Raw genomic sequence first — 15,713 nt, 5'->3', positions numbered from 1 at the left:
TCATGCCATGAAGAAATGGGAGTACCTCACCGCTCCGGTGCTGATCCACAACACGAAGATGATCCTCGACAACTTCGGGTCCGACGGCTGGGAGCTCGTCCAGATCGTCCAGGGCGCCTCGCCCGAGCAGCTCGTCGCCTACTTCAAGCGGGAGAAGGCGTGAGCCCCGAGGAGCGGATCGCCGAGCTCGGGTACGAGCTGCCCCAGCCGGTGACGCCGCTGGCCGCGTACGTGCCGACCGTTCGTACCGGTGACCTCGTCTACACCTCCGGCCAGGTGCCCATGCTGGAGGGCAAGCTGCACCAGACCGGCAAGCTCGGCGTCGACCTCGGCGTCGACGAGGGCAAGGCGCAGGCGCGCATCTGCGTGCTCAACGCGCTGGCCGCGCTCAAGGCCGAGCTGGGCGAGCTGTCCCGGGTGCGGCGGATCGTCAAGGTCGTGGTCTTCGTGGCCAGCGCGCCGAGCTTCACCGAGCAGCCCCAGGTGGCCAACGGCGCCAGCGACTTCCTGGCCGAGGTGTTCGGCGAGGCGGGCAAGCACGCCCGCAGCGCCGTGGGCGTGGCCGCGCTGCCGCTGGACGCCCCCGTGGAAGTGGAGCTGATCGCGGAGGTCTCCTGACCATCAGGATGTGTCACCATGACCGAGTGATGTTCTAGTAGGAGGTCAGGTGGCCGGTCTTCCCCTTCCCGACGAGCTCGCCGCGCGAGCCAGAGAGATCATCGCCGGGCGGCTCGCCCCCGTCCCGGCGCGCGACGCCGCCACGGTGGTGATCCTGCGCGGCTCGGGCCCGCGCGGCGGGCCCGAGGTCTACCTGCTCCGGCGGAAGTCCACGATGGCCTTCGCGGCGGGCGCCTACGTCTTCCCCGGCGGCTCCGTCGATCCCCGCGACACCGACCAGGCGGTGGCCTGGGCCGGGCCGTCCCCCAAGGAGTGGGGCGAGGTCTTCCACGCCAGTGAGAACGTGGCGCGCGGGCTGGTGTGCGCGGCCGTGCGGGAGACGTTCGAGGAGTCCGGGGTGCTGCTGGCGGGGCCGGGGCCGGACAGCGTGGTCGAGGACACCACGGGCGACGACTGGGAGGCCGACCGGCTGGCGCTGATCGACCGCAGCCTGGCCTTCGCCGACTTCCTGGCCAAGCGGGGCCTGGTGCTGCGGTCCGACCTGCTCAAGCCGTGGGCCCACTGGATCACGCCGGAGATCGAGCAGCGCAGGTTCGACACCCGGTTCTTCGTGGCGGTGCTGCCCGAGGGCCAGCGCACGCGCGACGTCGGGGGCGAGGCCGACCACGTGGTGTGGCGGCGGCCGGCCGAGGCGATCGAGCTGTGGCGCGCGGGTGAGATCTTCCTGATGCCGCCCACCTCCCACACGCTCAACGAGCTGGCCGGGCACGACAGCGTGGCGTCCGTGCTGGCCGAGGAGCGGCGGATCACCGCGATTTTGCCGACGGCCGTGGAGGTCGAGGGGGAGATGAGGTTGATGACGCCGTGAGCGGCCTGCACATCCCGCTCGGCACGCCCGACGGCTCCCGTACCGAGCACGCCGAGAACCTGCTGGCGCCCAACCCGTCCGCCATGACGCTCGACGGCACCAACACCTGGGTCATCGGCACCCGCGACGCGGTCGTGGTCGATCCCGGGCCCGACGACGAGGCGCACCTGCTGCGCGTACGCGACCATCTGGGCGAGCGGCGGGTCACCCAGATCCTGCTCACGCACGGCCACGCCGACCACAGCGGCGGCGCCAAACGGTTCGCCGAGCTGGTCGACGCCCCCGTACGCGCCCTCGACCCGCGCCACCGGCTCGGCGACGAAGGGCTCGGCGACGGCGACGTGATCACGGTCGACGGCCTGGAGCTGCACGTCTACGCCACGCCCGGCCACTCGTTCGACTCGCTGTGCTTCTGGCTGCCCCAGGACCGGGCCATGCTGACCGGCGACACCGTCCTCGGCCGGGGGACCACGATCATCGCCCAGGACGGCGGCCTCGGCGACTACCTGCGCAGCCTCGACCGGCTGCGGGCGGCGGCCGAGGGCCTGGGGGCGCGGGCGCTGCTGCCCGGCCACGGCCCGGTGCTGCCCGACCCGATCGCGGCCCTCGACGGCTACATCGCCCACCGGCGGCAGCGGCTCGACCAGATCAGAACGGCGCAGGCGCAGGGCGCGCGCACGCCGCGGGAGGTCGTCGAGATCGTGTACGCCGACGTCGACAGGTCGCTCTGGCCCGCGGCGGAGGTCTCCGTGCGGGCCCAGCTCGACTACCTGGAACGGTTGTAGAGCCGGTCCATGTCGAGGATGACCACGGCCTTGGCCTCGATGCGCAGCCAGCCGCGCTGGGCGAAGTCGGCCAGGGCCTTGTTCACCGTCTCGCGCGAGGCCCCGACGAGCTGGGCCAGCTCCTCCTGGGTGAGGTCGTGGTGCACGCGCATGCCGTCGTCGGTCTTGGTGCCGAACCGCTCGGCCAGGTCGAGGAGCTGCTTGGCGACCCGGCCGGGCACGTCGGTGAAGACCAGGTCGGCCAGCACGTCGTTGGTGCGGCGCAGCCGCTGGGCCAGCGCGCGCAGCAGGTGCAGCGCCACCTCGGGGCGGCCGGTCAGCCACGGGCGCAGGTCGTCGTGGCCCAGCCCGGCCAGGCGCACGTCGGTCAGCGCCGTCGCCGTGGCGGTGCGCGGACGCGGGTCGAACAGCGACAGCTCGCCGAACATCTCGCTCGGGCCGAGCACGCTCAGCAGGTTCTCGCGGCCGTCGGGCGAGGTGCGGGAAAGCTTGATCTTGCCTTCGAGCACGACGTAGAGCCGGTCGCCGGTCTCGTTCTCGTGGAAGAGGGTCTGTCCCTTGGACAGCTGGACCTCGGTGATGCTCGTCCGCAGCGCCGCGGCGCTCTCGCGGTCGAGCGCGGCGAACAGGGGGGCCTTGCCCAGCACATCTTCGGTGTTCACTCTGCCTCCTCTGCTGCCATTGTGACTCACCCCACTCCGGGCGGCACACACAGGCTATGGGAATGCCCGGGTTAGCCCGGGATTGCCCTGTTGTGTTGCGCACTGAAGTGTATGAACAAATCGGGTGACCTGCTTACTTCCGCAGGAGGTCGTCCACGGAGGCGACCGCCGTCGCCATCGTGTGGCCCAGCAGGACGCGTACGACATGGGCCGCCGAAGGGCGGCCGGCCGGCTCCGGACGGCGGCACCGCTCGACGACGCCGCGCAGCGGCTGCGGCAGCACGCCGGACCCGCTCGCGAACCTCACCAGCTCGGCCCAGTCCCGCACGTCGGCGGCCTGGCCGCCGCGGCCGGGCGAGCCCTGCACGCCCACCAGCACCTGGCCGCGCGTGCCGAGCGCGACGTTGTCCGGAGTGAGCCGCAGGCCGGTCACGCCATGGGCGTGCATCCTGGCCATGGCGGCCGCGCTGCCCAGCGCCAGCCGGTGCAGCGCCGCGCCGCGCAACGGTCCGCCCGCGCGGACGAACTCGGTCAGTGACTCGCCCTTGTGCCGATCGCCCATGGTCGCCGCCCTCCAAGCCGCCAGGTTGTACGCGAACGCGGCGTAGAAGGTTCAACCGTTCCCATAGTCTTGCGGCATGGCCACGAACGCGGCGGGGCGCAAGCCGGAGACCCAGCTCGCCCTGGTACGGCGGGCACGCAAGATGAACCGCGTCCTCGCCGAGACCTACCCCGACGCCCACTGTGAGCTCGACTTCCGCAACCCGCTGGAGCTCCTGGTCGCCACCATCCTGTCGGCCCAGTGCACCGACAAGCGGGTGAACATGGTGACCCCCACCCTGTTCGCCAAATACCCCACCGTCGAGGACTACGCCGCCGCAGACCGCGCCGAGATGGAAGACATCATCCGCTCGACCGGCTTCTTCCGCGCGAAGACCAACAGCATCATCGGCATGGCCCAGGCCGTGTGCGAGCGTTACCGCGGCGAGGTGCCCGGCCGGCTCAAAGACCTGGTCACCCTGCCCGGCGTGGGCCGCAAGACCGCGAACGTGGTGCTCGGCAACGCGTTCGGCGTGCCGGGGCTGACCGTCGACACGCACTTCCAGCGGCTCGTGCGCCGCTTCGGCTGGACCGAGGAGACCGACCCCGTCAAGATCGAGCACATCGTGGCCGAGCTGTTGCCCCGCCGCGAGTGGACGATCTTCTCCCACCGGGTGATCTGGCACGGCCGCCGCATCTGCCACGCCCGCCGCCCGGCCTGCGGCGTGTGCCCGCTGGCGAACCTGTGCCCCTCCTTCGGCACCGGGCCCACCGGCGAGGCGGAGGCCGAGAAGCTGGTCAGGCCCGGCCCCTTCTCCTGATCCCCGAGTCGCGGGAAGTGATCCAGGCCGTGCCGTGTTGGAGGTTGGCGTGACAGAAGTGCCCGACTGGCTCGAACGGCTGGCGGCGCAGGCCGCGCGCATCACGGTCCCCCGATACCTGCGTCCCCCGGCCGACGGCGGGCGCCTGGCCGCGGTGCTGATGTTGTTCGGCGAGGGTCCGCTCGGCCCCGACGTGCTGCTCATCCAGCGCAGCTCACGCGGACGCAGGCACGCGGGCCAGCCCGCCTTCCCCGGCGGCGGCGTCGATCCCGGCGACGGCGGCCCGGTCGGCGCGGCCCTGCGCGAGGCGGAGGAGGAGACCGGCGTCGATCCGCGCGGCGTCCGCGTCCTCGGCACGATGCCCGAGCTCTACCTCGACCACAGCGACAACCGGGTCACCCCGGTGTTCGGCTGGTGGCACACGCCGTCCGCCGTGCACGCGGCCTCGCCCGACGAGGTGGAGTCCGTGGAGCGGGTGCCGATCGCCGAGCTGGTCGATCCGGGCAACCGGGTCATGTTGCGGCATCCCAGCGGGCTCGCCGGCCCGGCCTTCCACGTCCGGGGCATGCTGGTGTGGGGGTTCACCGCGATGGTGCTCGACGCCGTGCTGCGCGAGGGCGGCCTCGAACGTCCCTGGGACCAGGCGCGGCTGGAGGACCTGCCGGCCGAGGTCGTCCGGCTGGGCCTGCGCGAGCGGACCACTCCGGCGCCCTGACGCAGGACGCCCGCGTCATTCCGGGGCTCTGAGCGAGACGCCCAGGGAGGCCCAGTTGGCCACGTCGGCGTCGTCGTCGGCGGCCAGGGTGCGCAGCATCTCCATGCCGGCCCGGTCGGGCGGATCGCCGAGCACGTGCTGCAGCGCGTACGCCGCCCCGTACCGCACCCTCGCGTCGCCGTGACAGGCCAGGTCGATCACCGAAGGCAGCGAGCGGGGGTCGGCCAGGTGGCCGAAGGCGATCAGCACCGAGTACAGGACCATGGCGTCGTCCTCGCTGGCGGCCAGGTAGCGCAGCACCGGCAGCGTACGGTCCACGAACGGCCGCAACATGCCCATGATGTCCACCCCGAGCAGGCGCTCGGCCACGTTGTCCGCAGCGCACAGGCGGCGTGCCTCGATGAACGACTCCAGGTCGGCCCGCTGGCGCAGCTGGCAGATCACGTGCCAGCGCAGCGGGCCGTCCGGATCGGTGTCGCTGAGAGCTGCCTGGATGAGATCGCGCACTGTTCCCTCGGCCGGCGGCATACCGCTCAAGATAGCCAGGCGGGTGACGCCGTCCTGGCGGAAGACGTGCACACTTGACCGTATCGCTGGTTACCTTTGAAGCGTGCGCGGTGATCTGCTTGACCTCATATTGATCGGCCTCGTGATCGCCTTCGGCGTATCCGGCTACCGACAGGGCTTCATCATCGGCGCGATGAGCTTCGTGGGGTTCGTGGGCGGCGCCGTGCTCGGCATCTTCATCGCTCCGCCGGTCGCCAAGGCCGTCGTCGACGGCGACACCCCGCAGGCGCTGCTCGCGATCGTGATCGTCTTCCTGGCCGCCACGATCGGCCAGTTCGCCTCCTCCACGGTCGGCGCCGTCGTGCGCAGCCACGTGACGTGGGAGCCGGCCAAGATGGCCGACGCGGTGGGCGGCACGTTCGCCAGCGCGCTGTCCGTGCTGGTGATCGCCTGGCTGATCGGGTCGCTGATCGTCTCCACGACGTTCACCCCGCTGGTCGACCAGGTCAAGAACTCCGCGCTGCTGACCACCGTCGACGACGCGATCCCGCAGGCCGCGCGCAACTGGCAGCAGCCGTTCAAGAAGTTCGTGGACAGGTCGGAGTTCCCGCCCGTCTTCGACGCGATCGGCGCCGACACGCTGATCGACGTGCCGCCGCCCGCGCAGAGCATCCTCCAGGGCGCCAAGCTGGGCCGGGCCCAGCGGGCCATCGTCAAGGTCCAGGGCAACGCCGAGAGCTGCAACAAGCACATCGAGGGCACCGGCTTCGTCTACGCCGACGGCCGGATCATGACGAACGCCCACGTCGTCGCCGGCGTCACCCGCGACCTTGAGGTCATCGACTACAAGAACGTGCGCCACCCGGCCAAGGTCGTGCGCTACAACCCCCAGCGCGACATCGCGATCCTCTACGTGCCCGGCCTCGACCTGCCGCAGCTCAGCTTCGAGGCCGACGGCAAGCGCGGCGCCAACGCGATCATCGCCGGCTTCCCCAGGGGCAAGGGCTTCACCGCGGAGCCGGCCCGCATCGGCGGCCGCCTCGACGCCGAGGGCCCCGACATCTACCACGGCAGCAACGTCCGGCGGAAGGTCTACGCCATCCGCGGCAAGGTGCTGCCGGGCAACTCCGGCGGCCCGCTGCTCACCGTCGACGGCCGCGTCTACGGCGTGATCTTCGCCGCCGCGGTCAGCGAGAAGGACACCGGTTACGTGCTGACCGCCGAGGAGGTCGCGCCCGACGCCGGCCAGGGCAGGAACGACACCACCGCGGCCAGCACCCAGGAGTGCGACTAGCCGGGCAGCTCGCCCAGGATCAGGGCGATCGCCTCGACGGGGTCGCTGTCCTGGGTCAGGCCGGTGGCCGCCCTGCCGACCGCGTCGTAGTCGCCGCCGTACGCCTGCGCCCTGGCCGCGCCGCGGCTGAACAGGGTGACCGCGCCGCGGCCGTTGCCGCGCTGGAGATGCGTCAGGCCGACGCAGATCTGCGCGAGCCCCTGCCACAGCTCGCGCTCCTCCTCGGGCGCGCACTTCCAGCGGCCCTCGAAGACCTCGTGCGCGTTGAACGGCAGCCCCTCGGCCAGGAAGCGCCGCGCGTCGGCGAGCGCCTGGTCGGCGGTGGGGGCGTAGTCGTCGGGGACCCGGTCGACGCCGGGCGAGCCGTAGGGGAGCGGTCTGCCGTACGCGTCGCGTGGCCTGGCGTTGCGCGGCTTGCCCTGGGGGTCGCGGTCTCTCATCGCTCGCGGGGCTTCCTATCGGTCGGGCTCGGGGTCGGCCAGCCAGCCGAGCAGCTCGGTGTCGAACACGTCGGGGATCTCTTCGTGGGGGAAATGGCCCGCGCCCTCGAACAGCCGCCAGCGGTAGGGGGCGGCGACGTACCGGCTGGAGCCTTGGGCGGTGCGCGGGAGCACGCACGGGTCGAGCGCGCCGTGCAGGTGCAGCGTCGGCGCCTCGATCTCGGTACGCATGACCCTGGCGTAGCGGCGGCCGTCGGGCCGGAGCTGGGAACGGCCGAACCAGCGGTGGTACTCCAGCGCCGAGTGGGCCACGGCGGGGATCCGGAACGCCTCCCGGTAGGTGCGCGCGGTCTCGGCGTCGGGCCAGCCGGGCGCCGACCAGCCCGCCAGGATCCGGCCGACCAGGGCGGCGTCGTGCCGGGTGAGCCGGCGTTCGGGGAGCAGCGGGAGCTGGTAGCCGAGCGCGTGCCGGCCGGCTTTGAACTGGGCGGGGTCGGTCACCAGCGCGTTGCGCAGCCGCAGTGGGTGCGGCGCCGAGACCACGACCAGCCGGCGCACGCACTTGGGGTCGAGCACGGCCATCGTCCAGGCCAGCAGGCCGCCCCAGTCGTGCCCGACGACGACCGCGCCGGTCTCGCCCAGCGCGCGGATCAGCCCGGTGGCGTCGGCTGCCAGGGCGGGCAGGTCGTAGCCGCGCGGCGGCTTGTCGCTGCCGCCGTAGCCGCGCAGGTCGGCGGCGACCGCCCGGAAACCGGCCTGGGCGAGGGAGGTGAGCTGGTTGCGCCAGGTCCACCAGAACTGCGGGAACCCGTGCAGGAGCAGGACCAGCGGCCCCTCACCGGCCTCCACGACGTGGAAGCGGGTGCCGCCGGCGTGCACGGCCCGGTGTGTCCACGGGCCGTCGATCTGGACGACCGACTCGTCAGGTGCCATCACGACTCACCGGCTGGCCCTCGGGGCTGGGCACGGGAAGCGGCTGCTCCTCCGGCGTCGCGATCTCCTTGAGGCCCTTGATCGACCTGGCGGTGCGCTTCATCCCGGCCAGACCCTTCAGCCTGCGCACGCCGACCAGCACCAGCAGGCCCGCGGCCACCAGGTAGAAGACGGTCACGATGAGGAAGGCCAGCCAGTTGGGCAGCCACTGGGCCAGTACGTACGCGATGGTGAACGAGGCCAGGATCAGGCACAGGTGCGCCATGAACGCGGCGGCGGCGAACAGGCCAGCGGCCATGCCCACCCGCTTGGCGTCGAACTTGAACTCGGCCTTGGCCAGCTCGATCTCGGAGCGGACGAGGTCGGAGATATGGCTGCTGGCCTGGGCGACCAGCGAGCCCAGGGATTCTTCCTCGGGAGTCTGCGGCATGAACGTCTCCTATCGAGGCCTGGTGGCCGTGTCAAACATCCCGTACGGACGGCTGGGCGCCACCGAACACGCCGAGGACGCTGCTACTCACAGAACTACCCGATCGCCCACGATAACGCCGTCCGGTGGAGACAGCTGAGGCGCATGCCCGGTTCGGGCATGCGCCTCAGCTGACTTGCGGCCTGATCAGTCCTCGGACTTGGCCGCGGGCAGCTTCTCGGAGATGAGGTTCATCACGGTGCTGTCGGCCAGCGTGGTGACGTCGCCGATGCTGCGGTTCTCGGCCACGTCGCGCAGGAGGCGGCGCATGATCTTGCCGGAGCGGGTCTTCGGCAGCTCGGGCACGACCAGGATCTGCCGCGGCTTGGCGATCGGGCCCAGCGTCCTGGCCACGTGGTCGCGCAGCTCGGCGGCGATGTCGTCGCTCTCCTCCACGCTGCCGCGCAGGATCACGAACGACACGATGGCCTGGCCGGTCACCGGGTCGGTGGCGCCGACCACGGCCGCCTCGGCGACCTTGGGGTGGCTGACCAGCGCGCTCTCCACCTCGGTGGTGGAGATGTTGTGGCCGGAGACGAGCATGACGTCGTCGACGCGGCCGAGCAGCCACAGGTCGCCGTCCTCGTCCTTCTTCGCGCCGTCGCCGGGGAAGTACATGCCCTCGAACCGCGACCAGTACGTGTCGATGTAGCGCTGGTCGTCGCCCCAGATCGTGCGGAGCATGGCGGGCCACGGCTCGCGCACCACGAGGAAGCCGCCGCCGCCGTTCGGCACGCTGTTGCCCTGGTCGTCGACCACGTCGGCGTTGATGCCCGGCAGCGGCCGCATCGCCGCGCCCGGCTTGGCCGAGGTGACGCCCGGCAGCGGGCTGATCATGATCGCGCCGGTCTCCGTCTGCCACCAGGTGTCCACGACCGGGCAGCGGTCGTGGCCGATGTTCTCCCGGTACCAGACGTAGGCCTCGGGGTTGATCGGCTCGCCGACCGAGCCCAGGACGCGCAGGCTGGACATGTCGAACTTGGCGGGGATGTCGTCGCCCCACTTCATGAACGTCCGGATCGCCGTGGGAGCGGTGTAGAGGATCGTGACCTTGTACTTCTGCACGATCTCCCAGAACCGGCCGCGGTGCGGGGTGTCCGGGGTGCCCTCGTAGATGACGCTGGTCGCGCCGTTGGCGAGGGGGCCGTAGACGATGTAGGAGTGGCCGGTGACCCAGCCGATGTCGGCCGTGCACCAGTAGATGTCGGTCTCGGGCTTGAGGTCGAAGACCGCGTGGTGCGTCCAGGCCGTCTGGGTGAGGTAGCCGCCGGTCGTGTGCAGGATGCCCTTGGGCTTACCGGTGGTGCCGCTGGTGTAGAGGATGTACAGCGGGTCCTCGGCGTCGTGGGGCTCGGCGGTGTGCTGGTCGCTCTGGCGCTCGACCAGGTCGTGCCACCACACGTCCTTCTCGCCCACCGCGACGTCCTGGCCGGTACGCCGTACGACGAGCACGTTCTCCACCTGCGGGCACTCGGCGACGGCCTCGTCCACGGTGGGCTTGAGGGCGCTCGGCTTGCCGCGGCGGTAGCCGCCGTCGGCCGTGATCACGAGCTTGGCGTCGGCGTCGTCGATGCGGCTCTTGAGCGCGCCGGCGGAGAAGCCGCCGAACACCACCGAGTGGATCGCGCCGATGCGGGCGCAGGCCAGCATCGCGATCGGCAGCTCGGGGATCATCGGCATGTAGATGGCCACCCGGTCGCCCTTGCCCACGCCGAGCTCCTGCAGGGCGTTGGCGGCCTTGCTGACCTCGGTCTTGAGGTCGTTGTAGGTGAGCGTGCGGCTGTCGCCCTCGGGCTCGCCCTCCCAGTGGTAGGCGACCTTGTCGCCGCGTCCCTCCTCGACGTGCCGGTCGACGCAGTTGTAGGCGACGTTGAGCTCGCCGCCGACGAACCACTTGGCGAACGGGGCGTTCCACTCCAGCGTCGTGTCCCACCGCCTGGCCCAGGTCAGCCGCTCGGCCGCGCGCTCCCAGAAGGCGAGACGGTCGGCGTCGGCCTCGGCGTAGGCGGCGGCGGTCACGTTCGCGGCCGCGGCCAGCTCAGCCGGTGGTGCGAACCGGCGGTTCTCCTGCAGCAGGTTGGACAGCGCCTGGGTCTCGTTGCCAGGGGTCTCCGGGGCCACTTCGTGCTCCTTCTATGGCCAGGTGGGATAGGTCGGGTCCCACTTCACCAGCTCACGGCCTCCCCACACAAGAGGTCTAGACAGGTCTGTACCGATTCGCGTGGGTGGCCGCATGATTATCAGCTCGCATGACAAACGCAATTGAACTGTTGTCATCCTGAAATCAGGAGAATATGCGGTTCGGCGTGGCGGGAAAAAGCGGGGGTCGCCGTAGCGCCTAATCCGGCGGCGGTCCGGTCCATGGCGGGGGCGGTGTAGGACCTTATGTCGCGCTCCCGCGGTGCCTTGTGCGGCGGCGGAGCGGTGTCCGGCGGGGCCCGGCGTGGTGCCTTTTCCGGCGGCGGTGTGGCCCATGGCGGGGCATGGTGTACCCGCCGGTAAGGTCGGTTTCCGTGAGTGACCCATTGGCCGTCATCGCGCGGTTCCCAGGCGTGTCCGAGGCGGTTGACGAGGCGCGGCAGGCCGTCGACAGGCTCTATCGGCATCGCGTCCTGCGCCGGGCGAGCCCGGCGGTGTCCACCGAGTCGTCCCTGCGCGGCGCGCGGGCCTCGGCCGCGATCGAGGGCGCCGACGTGCCGCTGGACGCGCTGCGCCGCGACGAGGTGCACGACCCGCTGGTCCAGGGGGCGCTGCGGGCGTCCGCGGAGATGGGCCGGCTCGGTGCCACCTGGCGGAAGGCGCCGAGGCAGGTGCTGGCCCGCCTGCACACCGTCGCCGCCGCGGGGCTCGCCGACCAGCCCGCATTGGGACGTCCCCGTACGGACGACTCCGCCCCCGACCCGCTCGGGCTCGGCCCCGCGCCGGGGGCCGCGGAGACCGCGACGCGGATGGAGGCCCTGCTCCGGCTGCTGGAGGGCGCGGGCAAGGCGCCCGCGATCGTGCTGGCCGCCGTGGTGCACGCCGAGCTGGCGGTGCTGCGTCCGTTCGGTACGTGCGACGGCGTCGTGGCGCGCTCCGCGGAGCGGCTGACCCTGGTCGAGTACGGGCTCGACCCGAAATCGCTGGTCGTCGTGGAGATCGGGCACCTGGAGCTGCCGTACGCGGAGGCGCTGCGGGCGTACCTGACCGGGACGCCGGAGGGCGTCGGCCAGTGGGTACAACACTGTGCCTCGGCGGTAAGCCTGGGGGTACGGGAGACGACCGCGATCTGCGAAGCGATGCAGCGGGGCTGACGGACGGGCTGGTCACATAGCTGACGGCGTCTCGTCCGAGACGCCGTCCGCCGGTGCATCACACCGGGTTACCAAGCGTGCACCTCAATCCGTCGGAGCGGGTCAAGCCCGTCACGACGCGCCTCCCGCGGCTGGTCGCGCGTGGGTGCCCGGCTGATGCACCCGGACAAGTGGTCCGTAACACCTTTCTACGTCGGATCCCCCCTGATGGGAACCCCTTGGGGCAAGACCTTTACCGAGCCGTGGAGCGGCCGGGAGGGTCCCGTTGCGGCACCCGCGAACGCCAACCCGTTATCTACCTGTGACGATTACAGACAGTGATCGCCTTTATGTGATTGTTATGGGGTGGCGAAAAAACTTGGCGAAAATGCCAGATTACTGCTCGACGAAACTCGAGTGGATCGGGCAGCATACGGTGGTATCGCCCGAAACTGGAGCGGCTGTGTGAGGGATTGCTTTGCAAGTCTCTTGCCATGCTCCGGTGAAGTGATGAAAGCTTTCTTCTGAAACGGGACCGGCTCTACCCCCCCGGAGCCGGACCGATCAGGCGACCCCCGCTCTCCCCCCCGGCGGGGGTCGCCCTTTTTCCGCCCCAAGTCGTGCTGGGCCCACCGGTTGTCCACAGGCGGCCCGCGCCTCCGCGCCGCCGTCCCCAGAATCCCGTTCGCCTTCTCGCGACGTCCGTCCTCCCCGGCAGGGTTGGCCTCCCACGCCCCCGCAAGAGGAGGACCCCGTGCACCGCCCCCTGGTCATCACCGAGGACCACGACCTCCTCGACGACCTGGTCCGCATCGCGGCCGCCGCCGGCGCCCAGCTCGACGTGGCCCACACCCCCGCCGGCGCGCGCCCCTACTGGAACCTCGCCCCCGTGGTCGCCGTCGGCCCCGACCAGGCCGACGCCCTCTCCGCCACCTCGCCTCCCGCCCGCGACCAGGTGCTCCTGGTGACCCGCGCCCCCGACGACCCCGACACCTGGCGAAAATGCGTGGCGGTGGGAGCCCAGGCCGTCGTACGCCTCCCGGGCGACGAACGCCACCTCGTGGAACGCTTCGCCGACGCCATGGAGCCCGAACCCCGGTCCGGCGCGGTGACCTGCGTCATCGGCGGCCACGGCGGGGCGGGCGCGAGCGTGGTCGCCGCCTGCCTGGCCCTGCGCGCCTCGGGCGACCGCCTCCGTACGCTGCTGATCGACGCCGACCCGCTGGGCGGCGGCATCGACGCGCTGCTCGGCCACGAGGAGTCGGCGGGCGCCCGCTGGGGCGACCTCGTGGCGAGGGAGGGAAGGATCAGCTCCAGCGCCCTGCAGGCGGCGCTCCCGTCGTTCGGCGACCTCGCCGTCCTGTCCTTCCACCGCGGTGAGGTGGCCGCGATCCCGCCCCAGGCCATGCGCTCGGTCCTGGAAGCGGGCCGGCGCGGCTTCGACCTGATCGTCGTCGACCTGCCGCGCCATCTCGACCCGGCCGCCGTGGAAGCCCTCACCAGGGCGACCACGACCCTGACGGTCACCACGGCGGACCTGCGCGGCATCCTGTCCACCGTCCAGGTCCTGGGCGAGCTGCGCAAACACACCTCCGACGTGCGGGCCGTCCTCCGTCCCGGCGTCCTCGACGAGGAGACGGCCGCGGCGTCCCTCGGCATCCCCGTCGCCGCCCACCTGCCCGACCATCCGAGGCTCACCGCCACCCTCAACCGCGGCGAGCTGCCCAGGCTCGGCCCGCGCACGGTTCTCGGCACCCTCTGCGCCGCCCTCCTCCGCGACCTGCTTCCGGCATGAGCGCCGCGGAGGAGGTCTCACCGGAGCTCGTGGAGGCCGTCCGCGTCCGGCTGGCGCGCGCCGGTGTGGAGCCGACGGCGGCCCAGGTGGCCGTGGCGCTCCGGGCCGAACGCTCGGTCTACGGAGACGCCGAGATCCTGGCGGTCGCCCGCGCCCTGTGCGCCGACCTGATCGGTGCCGGCCCGCTGGAGCCGCTCCTGGCCCGTCCCGACGTCACCGACGTCCTGGTCAACGGCCCACGCGAGGTCTGGATCGACGACGGCGGCGGCCTGCGCCGCACCTCCGTCACCTTCACCGACGACGGAGCGGTCCGCAGGCTGGCCCAGCGCCTCGCGGCCGCCGCCGGTCGCCGGCTCGACGACGCATCGCCTTATGTGGACGCGCGGCTGGCCGGCGGCGTCCGGCTGCACGCCGTCCTGCCGCCGATCGCGTCCGGTGGCACCTGCGTGTCGCTGCGCCTGCCGCCGCGCCGCACCTTCACCCTGTCCGACCTGGTGTCGGCCGGCACGATCGCCCCGGCGGCCGTCACGGTGCTGACGGCGATGGTCGACGCCCGGCTCGCCTTCCTCGTCACGGGCGGCACCGGCACGGGCAAGACCACGCTTTTGTCGGCCCTCCTGTCCCAGGCCGACCCGGCCGAACGCCTCCTGCTGGTGGAGGACTCCGCCGAGCTACGCCCGTTGCACCCCCACGTGGTCCGACTGGAGACCCGCCCGGCCAACCTCGAAGGAGCGGGCGGAGTGGGCCTGCGCGACCTGGTGCGCCAGGCGCTGCGCATGCGTCCCGACCGGCTCGTGGTGGGCGAGGTCAGGGGAGCGGAGGTCGTCGACCTGCTCGCCGCCCTGAACACCGGCCACGAGGGCGGCTGCGGCACGCTGCACGCCAACGCCGCAGCCGACGTGCCACCCCGCCTGGAAGCCCTCGGCTGCGCGGCCGGCCTGACCAGGGAGGCCGTGCACAGCCAGCTGGCCGCTGCCCTCGACGTGGTCGTCCACCTGACCCGCGCCCGCACCGACGGCCGAAGGCGCGTCGCCGAGATCTGCCTGCTCTCCAGAACCCCGGCCGGCCTCGTCGAGTCGGTCCCCGCCCTCACCTTCGCCCCGAACGGCTCCTCCCACACCGGCCCCGGCTACGAATCCCTGTTGCGCAGGACATCATGAAGGCCCCCGGCCGATGACCGCCGCGATCATCTCGGCGCTGTCCACAGCCTGTGCCATCTGGCTGTGGACCGGCCCCGCCACGCCCGCCCTCCGCCTGCACGCGCTCCTGACCGCTCGCCACCGCCGTCTCCCATGGCAGCACCTGCTCCGGGCCACCCTCACCCGCCCCGGCCCCACCCGCCGCGCCGACTCCTGGCGCCGGGCCTCCATAGAGCTGTGCCAGTCGCTCTCGGCCGAGCTCGCCGCGGGCCGCACCCCCGGTGAAGCCCTGACCCGGGCCATCGCGGCAGTCGACTTCCCCGACCCGGAAGCCCTGCGCCCGGCCCTGGCCGCCGCACGAGACGGCGGCGACGTCTCCGCTGCCCTCACGGCAGCGGCGCCGGCTCAGGGCGGCGAGGGCCTCCGCCGGCTCGCGGCCTGCTGGGACGTCAGCCTCACCGTGGGCGCCGGCATGTCCGGACTGGTCGAACGAGTCGGCGGCACGCTCCGCGCCGCCCAGGCCCACCGCCAGGACGTCGCCGCCCAACTGGCCGGCCCCCGCACGACAGCCCGGATGCTCGCGGCCCTGCCCGTTCTCGGCCTGGTCATGGCGGGAGCGCTCAACATGCACCCGCTGAGCTTCCTGTTCGGCACCTTGCCGGGCCTGCTCTGCCTCCTGTCCGGCACCGCCCTCGACGCCTGCGGCCTGTGGTGGACCCACCGCATGGCCACCAAGGCCCAACCCTGACCCGCCCCGTCCCCGAACACCTGTAGGCCAGGGCTCCGGCGAGTCCTAAGGCTCAGTACTCATGCGAGTCCTGTAGGCCAGCACTCCAGGGAAGCCTGTAGGCCCTA

At 72.0% G+C, this 15,713-nt stretch carries 18 protein-coding genes; 11 read left to right on the top strand and 7 right to left on the bottom strand.

Going from position 1 to position 15,713, the window contains the following annotated elements; genetic code table 11:
• The first annotated feature begins 7 nt into the window (after positions 1–7).
• Genes AB0J46_RS07055 through AB0J46_RS07040 form a run of 4 tightly spaced genes read left to right on the top strand, consistent with a single transcriptional unit; the run spans position 8 to position 2,271 of the window.
• Positions 8–163, top strand: a complete 156-nt coding sequence (locus tag AB0J46_RS07055) for a hypothetical protein (protein ID WP_352321370.1) — start codon at positions 8–10, stop codon at positions 161–163.
• Positions 160–618, top strand: a complete 459-nt coding sequence (locus AB0J46_RS07050; RefSeq protein ID WP_358290489.1) for a RidA family protein — start codon at positions 160–162, stop codon at positions 616–618. Before AB0J46_RS07055 ends, AB0J46_RS07050 begins: the two co-directional genes overlap by 4 nt.
• Before the next feature lie 49 nt (positions 619–667).
• Complete coding sequence (locus AB0J46_RS07045; RefSeq protein WP_364327519.1) at positions 668–1,486, top strand: NUDIX hydrolase; 819 nt, start codon at positions 668–670, stop codon at positions 1,484–1,486.
• Positions 1,483–2,271: an MBL fold metallo-hydrolase gene (locus AB0J46_RS07040; RefSeq protein WP_364327516.1), complete on the top strand. Its 789-nt coding sequence runs from the start codon at positions 1,483–1,485 to the stop codon at positions 2,269–2,271. The genes AB0J46_RS07045 and AB0J46_RS07040 overlap by 4 nt, the downstream gene beginning before the upstream one ends.
• Here the strand turns inward: AB0J46_RS07040 and AB0J46_RS07035 are convergent.
• Positions 2,253–2,933, bottom strand: a complete 681-nt coding sequence (locus AB0J46_RS07035) for a Crp/Fnr family transcriptional regulator (RefSeq protein WP_125644033.1) — start codon at positions 2,931–2,933, stop codon at positions 2,253–2,255. The genes AB0J46_RS07040 and AB0J46_RS07035 overlap by 19 nt on opposite strands.
• 133 nt (positions 2,934–3,066) lie before the next feature.
• Complete coding sequence (locus tag AB0J46_RS07030; RefSeq protein ID WP_364327513.1) at positions 3,067–3,495, bottom strand: hypothetical protein; 429 nt, start codon at positions 3,493–3,495, stop codon at positions 3,067–3,069.
• Between the two features lie 76 nt (positions 3,496–3,571).
• On the opposite strand from AB0J46_RS07030, the gene nth reads away from it, so the two are divergent.
• Both nth and AB0J46_RS07020 read left to right on the top strand, forming a co-directional pair.
• Positions 3,572–4,294 (top strand): endonuclease III, encoded by a 723-nt coding sequence (gene nth, locus AB0J46_RS07025; RefSeq protein WP_364327510.1) that lies wholly within the window; start codon positions 3,572–3,574, stop codon positions 4,292–4,294.
• Positions 4,295–4,343: 49 nt separating this feature from the next.
• A complete protein-coding gene (locus tag AB0J46_RS07020) occupies positions 4,344–5,009 on the top strand; it encodes a CoA pyrophosphatase (protein WP_364327507.1) in 666 nt (221 codons plus the stop codon).
• 15 nt (positions 5,010–5,024) lie between these two features.
• Here AB0J46_RS07020 and AB0J46_RS07015 read toward each other — a convergent pair whose 3' ends face one another.
• Entirely contained in the window at positions 5,025–5,537 is a 513-nt protein-coding gene (locus AB0J46_RS07015; protein WP_364327504.1) for a HEAT repeat domain-containing protein, read from the bottom strand.
• A gap of 82 nt (positions 5,538–5,619) precedes the next feature.
• Between AB0J46_RS07015 and AB0J46_RS07010 the strand changes: the two genes are divergently transcribed.
• Entirely contained in the window at positions 5,620–6,810 is a 1,191-nt protein-coding gene (locus tag AB0J46_RS07010; protein WP_364327501.1) for a MarP family serine protease, read from the top strand.
• Here the strand turns inward: AB0J46_RS07010 and AB0J46_RS07005 are convergent.
• The 4 genes from AB0J46_RS07005 to acs form a co-directional block, all read right to left on the bottom strand.
• The gene (locus AB0J46_RS07005) at positions 6,807–7,250 is read right to left on the bottom strand and encodes a DUF309 domain-containing protein (RefSeq protein WP_364327498.1); all 444 of its coding nucleotides are present in this window, start codon (positions 7,248–7,250) and stop codon (positions 6,807–6,809) included. The genes AB0J46_RS07010 and AB0J46_RS07005 overlap by 4 nt on opposite strands.
• A 15-nt stretch (positions 7,251–7,265) precedes the next feature.
• Positions 7,266–8,183, bottom strand: a complete 918-nt coding sequence (locus AB0J46_RS07000; RefSeq protein WP_364327495.1) for an alpha/beta hydrolase — start codon at positions 8,181–8,183, stop codon at positions 7,266–7,268.
• A complete protein-coding gene (locus AB0J46_RS06995) occupies positions 8,173–8,613 on the bottom strand; it encodes a phage holin family protein (RefSeq protein WP_352321392.1) in 441 nt (146 codons plus the stop codon). Before AB0J46_RS06995 ends, AB0J46_RS07000 begins: the two co-directional genes overlap by 11 nt.
• A gap of 186 nt (positions 8,614–8,799) precedes the next feature.
• A complete protein-coding gene (gene acs / locus AB0J46_RS06990; RefSeq protein WP_364327492.1) occupies positions 8,800–10,773 on the bottom strand; it encodes an acetate--CoA ligase in 1,974 nt (657 codons plus the stop codon).
• Positions 10,774–11,165: 392 nt separating this feature from the next.
• Between acs and AB0J46_RS06985 the strand changes: the two genes are divergently transcribed.
• The 4 genes from AB0J46_RS06985 (at position 11,166) to AB0J46_RS06970 (ending at position 15,606) form a co-directional block, all read left to right on the top strand.
• On the top strand, positions 11,166–11,945 hold the full coding sequence (locus AB0J46_RS06985; RefSeq protein ID WP_358290459.1) for an oxidoreductase: 780 nt from the start codon (positions 11,166–11,168) through the stop codon (positions 11,943–11,945).
• 733 nt (positions 11,946–12,678) lie between these two features.
• The gene (gene ssd, locus AB0J46_RS06980; protein WP_364327489.1) at positions 12,679–13,719 is read left to right on the top strand and encodes a septum site-determining protein Ssd; all 1,041 of its coding nucleotides are present in this window, start codon (positions 12,679–12,681) and stop codon (positions 13,717–13,719) included.
• Positions 13,716–14,879: a TadA family conjugal transfer-associated ATPase gene (locus tag AB0J46_RS06975; RefSeq protein ID WP_364327487.1), complete on the top strand. Its 1,164-nt coding sequence runs from the start codon at positions 13,716–13,718 to the stop codon at positions 14,877–14,879. The genes ssd and AB0J46_RS06975 overlap by 4 nt, the downstream gene beginning before the upstream one ends.
• Positions 14,880–14,892: 13 nt before the next feature.
• Positions 14,893–15,606: a type II secretion system F family protein gene (locus AB0J46_RS06970; RefSeq protein ID WP_364327484.1), complete on the top strand. Its 714-nt coding sequence runs from the start codon at positions 14,893–14,895 to the stop codon at positions 15,604–15,606.
• Positions 15,607–15,713 lie beyond the last annotated feature (107 nt).

Origin of the sequence: Nonomuraea sp. NPDC049758, from assembly GCF_040674635.1 — a bacterium.
In the GTDB taxonomy this organism is placed as follows: Bacteria; Actinomycetota; Actinomycetes; order Streptosporangiales; family Streptosporangiaceae; genus Nonomuraea.
This window is presented reverse-complemented; position numbering and strand designations above follow the sequence as displayed.

Coding starts and splice junctions, on each gene's coding strand:
- AB0J46_RS07055 (WP_352321370.1), top strand. CDS start 8: ATGAAGAAATGGGAGTACCTCACCGCTCCGGTGCTGATCCACAACACG.
- AB0J46_RS07015 (WP_364327504.1), bottom strand. CDS start 5,537: ATGCCGCCGGCCGAGGGAACAGTGCGCGATCTCATCCAGGCAGCTCTC.
- AB0J46_RS06970 (WP_364327484.1), top strand. CDS start 14,893: ATGACCGCCGCGATCATCTCGGCGCTGTCCACAGCCTGTGCCATCTGG.
- nth (WP_364327510.1), top strand. CDS start 3,572: ATGGCCACGAACGCGGCGGGGCGCAAGCCGGAGACCCAGCTCGCCCTG.
- AB0J46_RS07000 (WP_364327495.1), bottom strand. CDS start 8,183: ATGGCACCTGACGAGTCGGTCGTCCAGATCGACGGCCCGTGGACACAC.
- AB0J46_RS07005 (WP_364327498.1), bottom strand. CDS start 7,250: ATGAGAGACCGCGACCCCCAGGGCAAGCCGCGCAACGCCAGGCCACGC.
- AB0J46_RS07030 (WP_364327513.1), bottom strand. CDS start 3,495: ATGGGCGATCGGCACAAGGGCGAGTCACTGACCGAGTTCGTCCGCGCG.
- AB0J46_RS06975 (WP_364327487.1), top strand. CDS start 13,716: ATGAGCGCCGCGGAGGAGGTCTCACCGGAGCTCGTGGAGGCCGTCCGC.
- AB0J46_RS06995 (WP_352321392.1), bottom strand. CDS start 8,613: ATGCCGCAGACTCCCGAGGAAGAATCCCTGGGCTCGCTGGTCGCCCAG.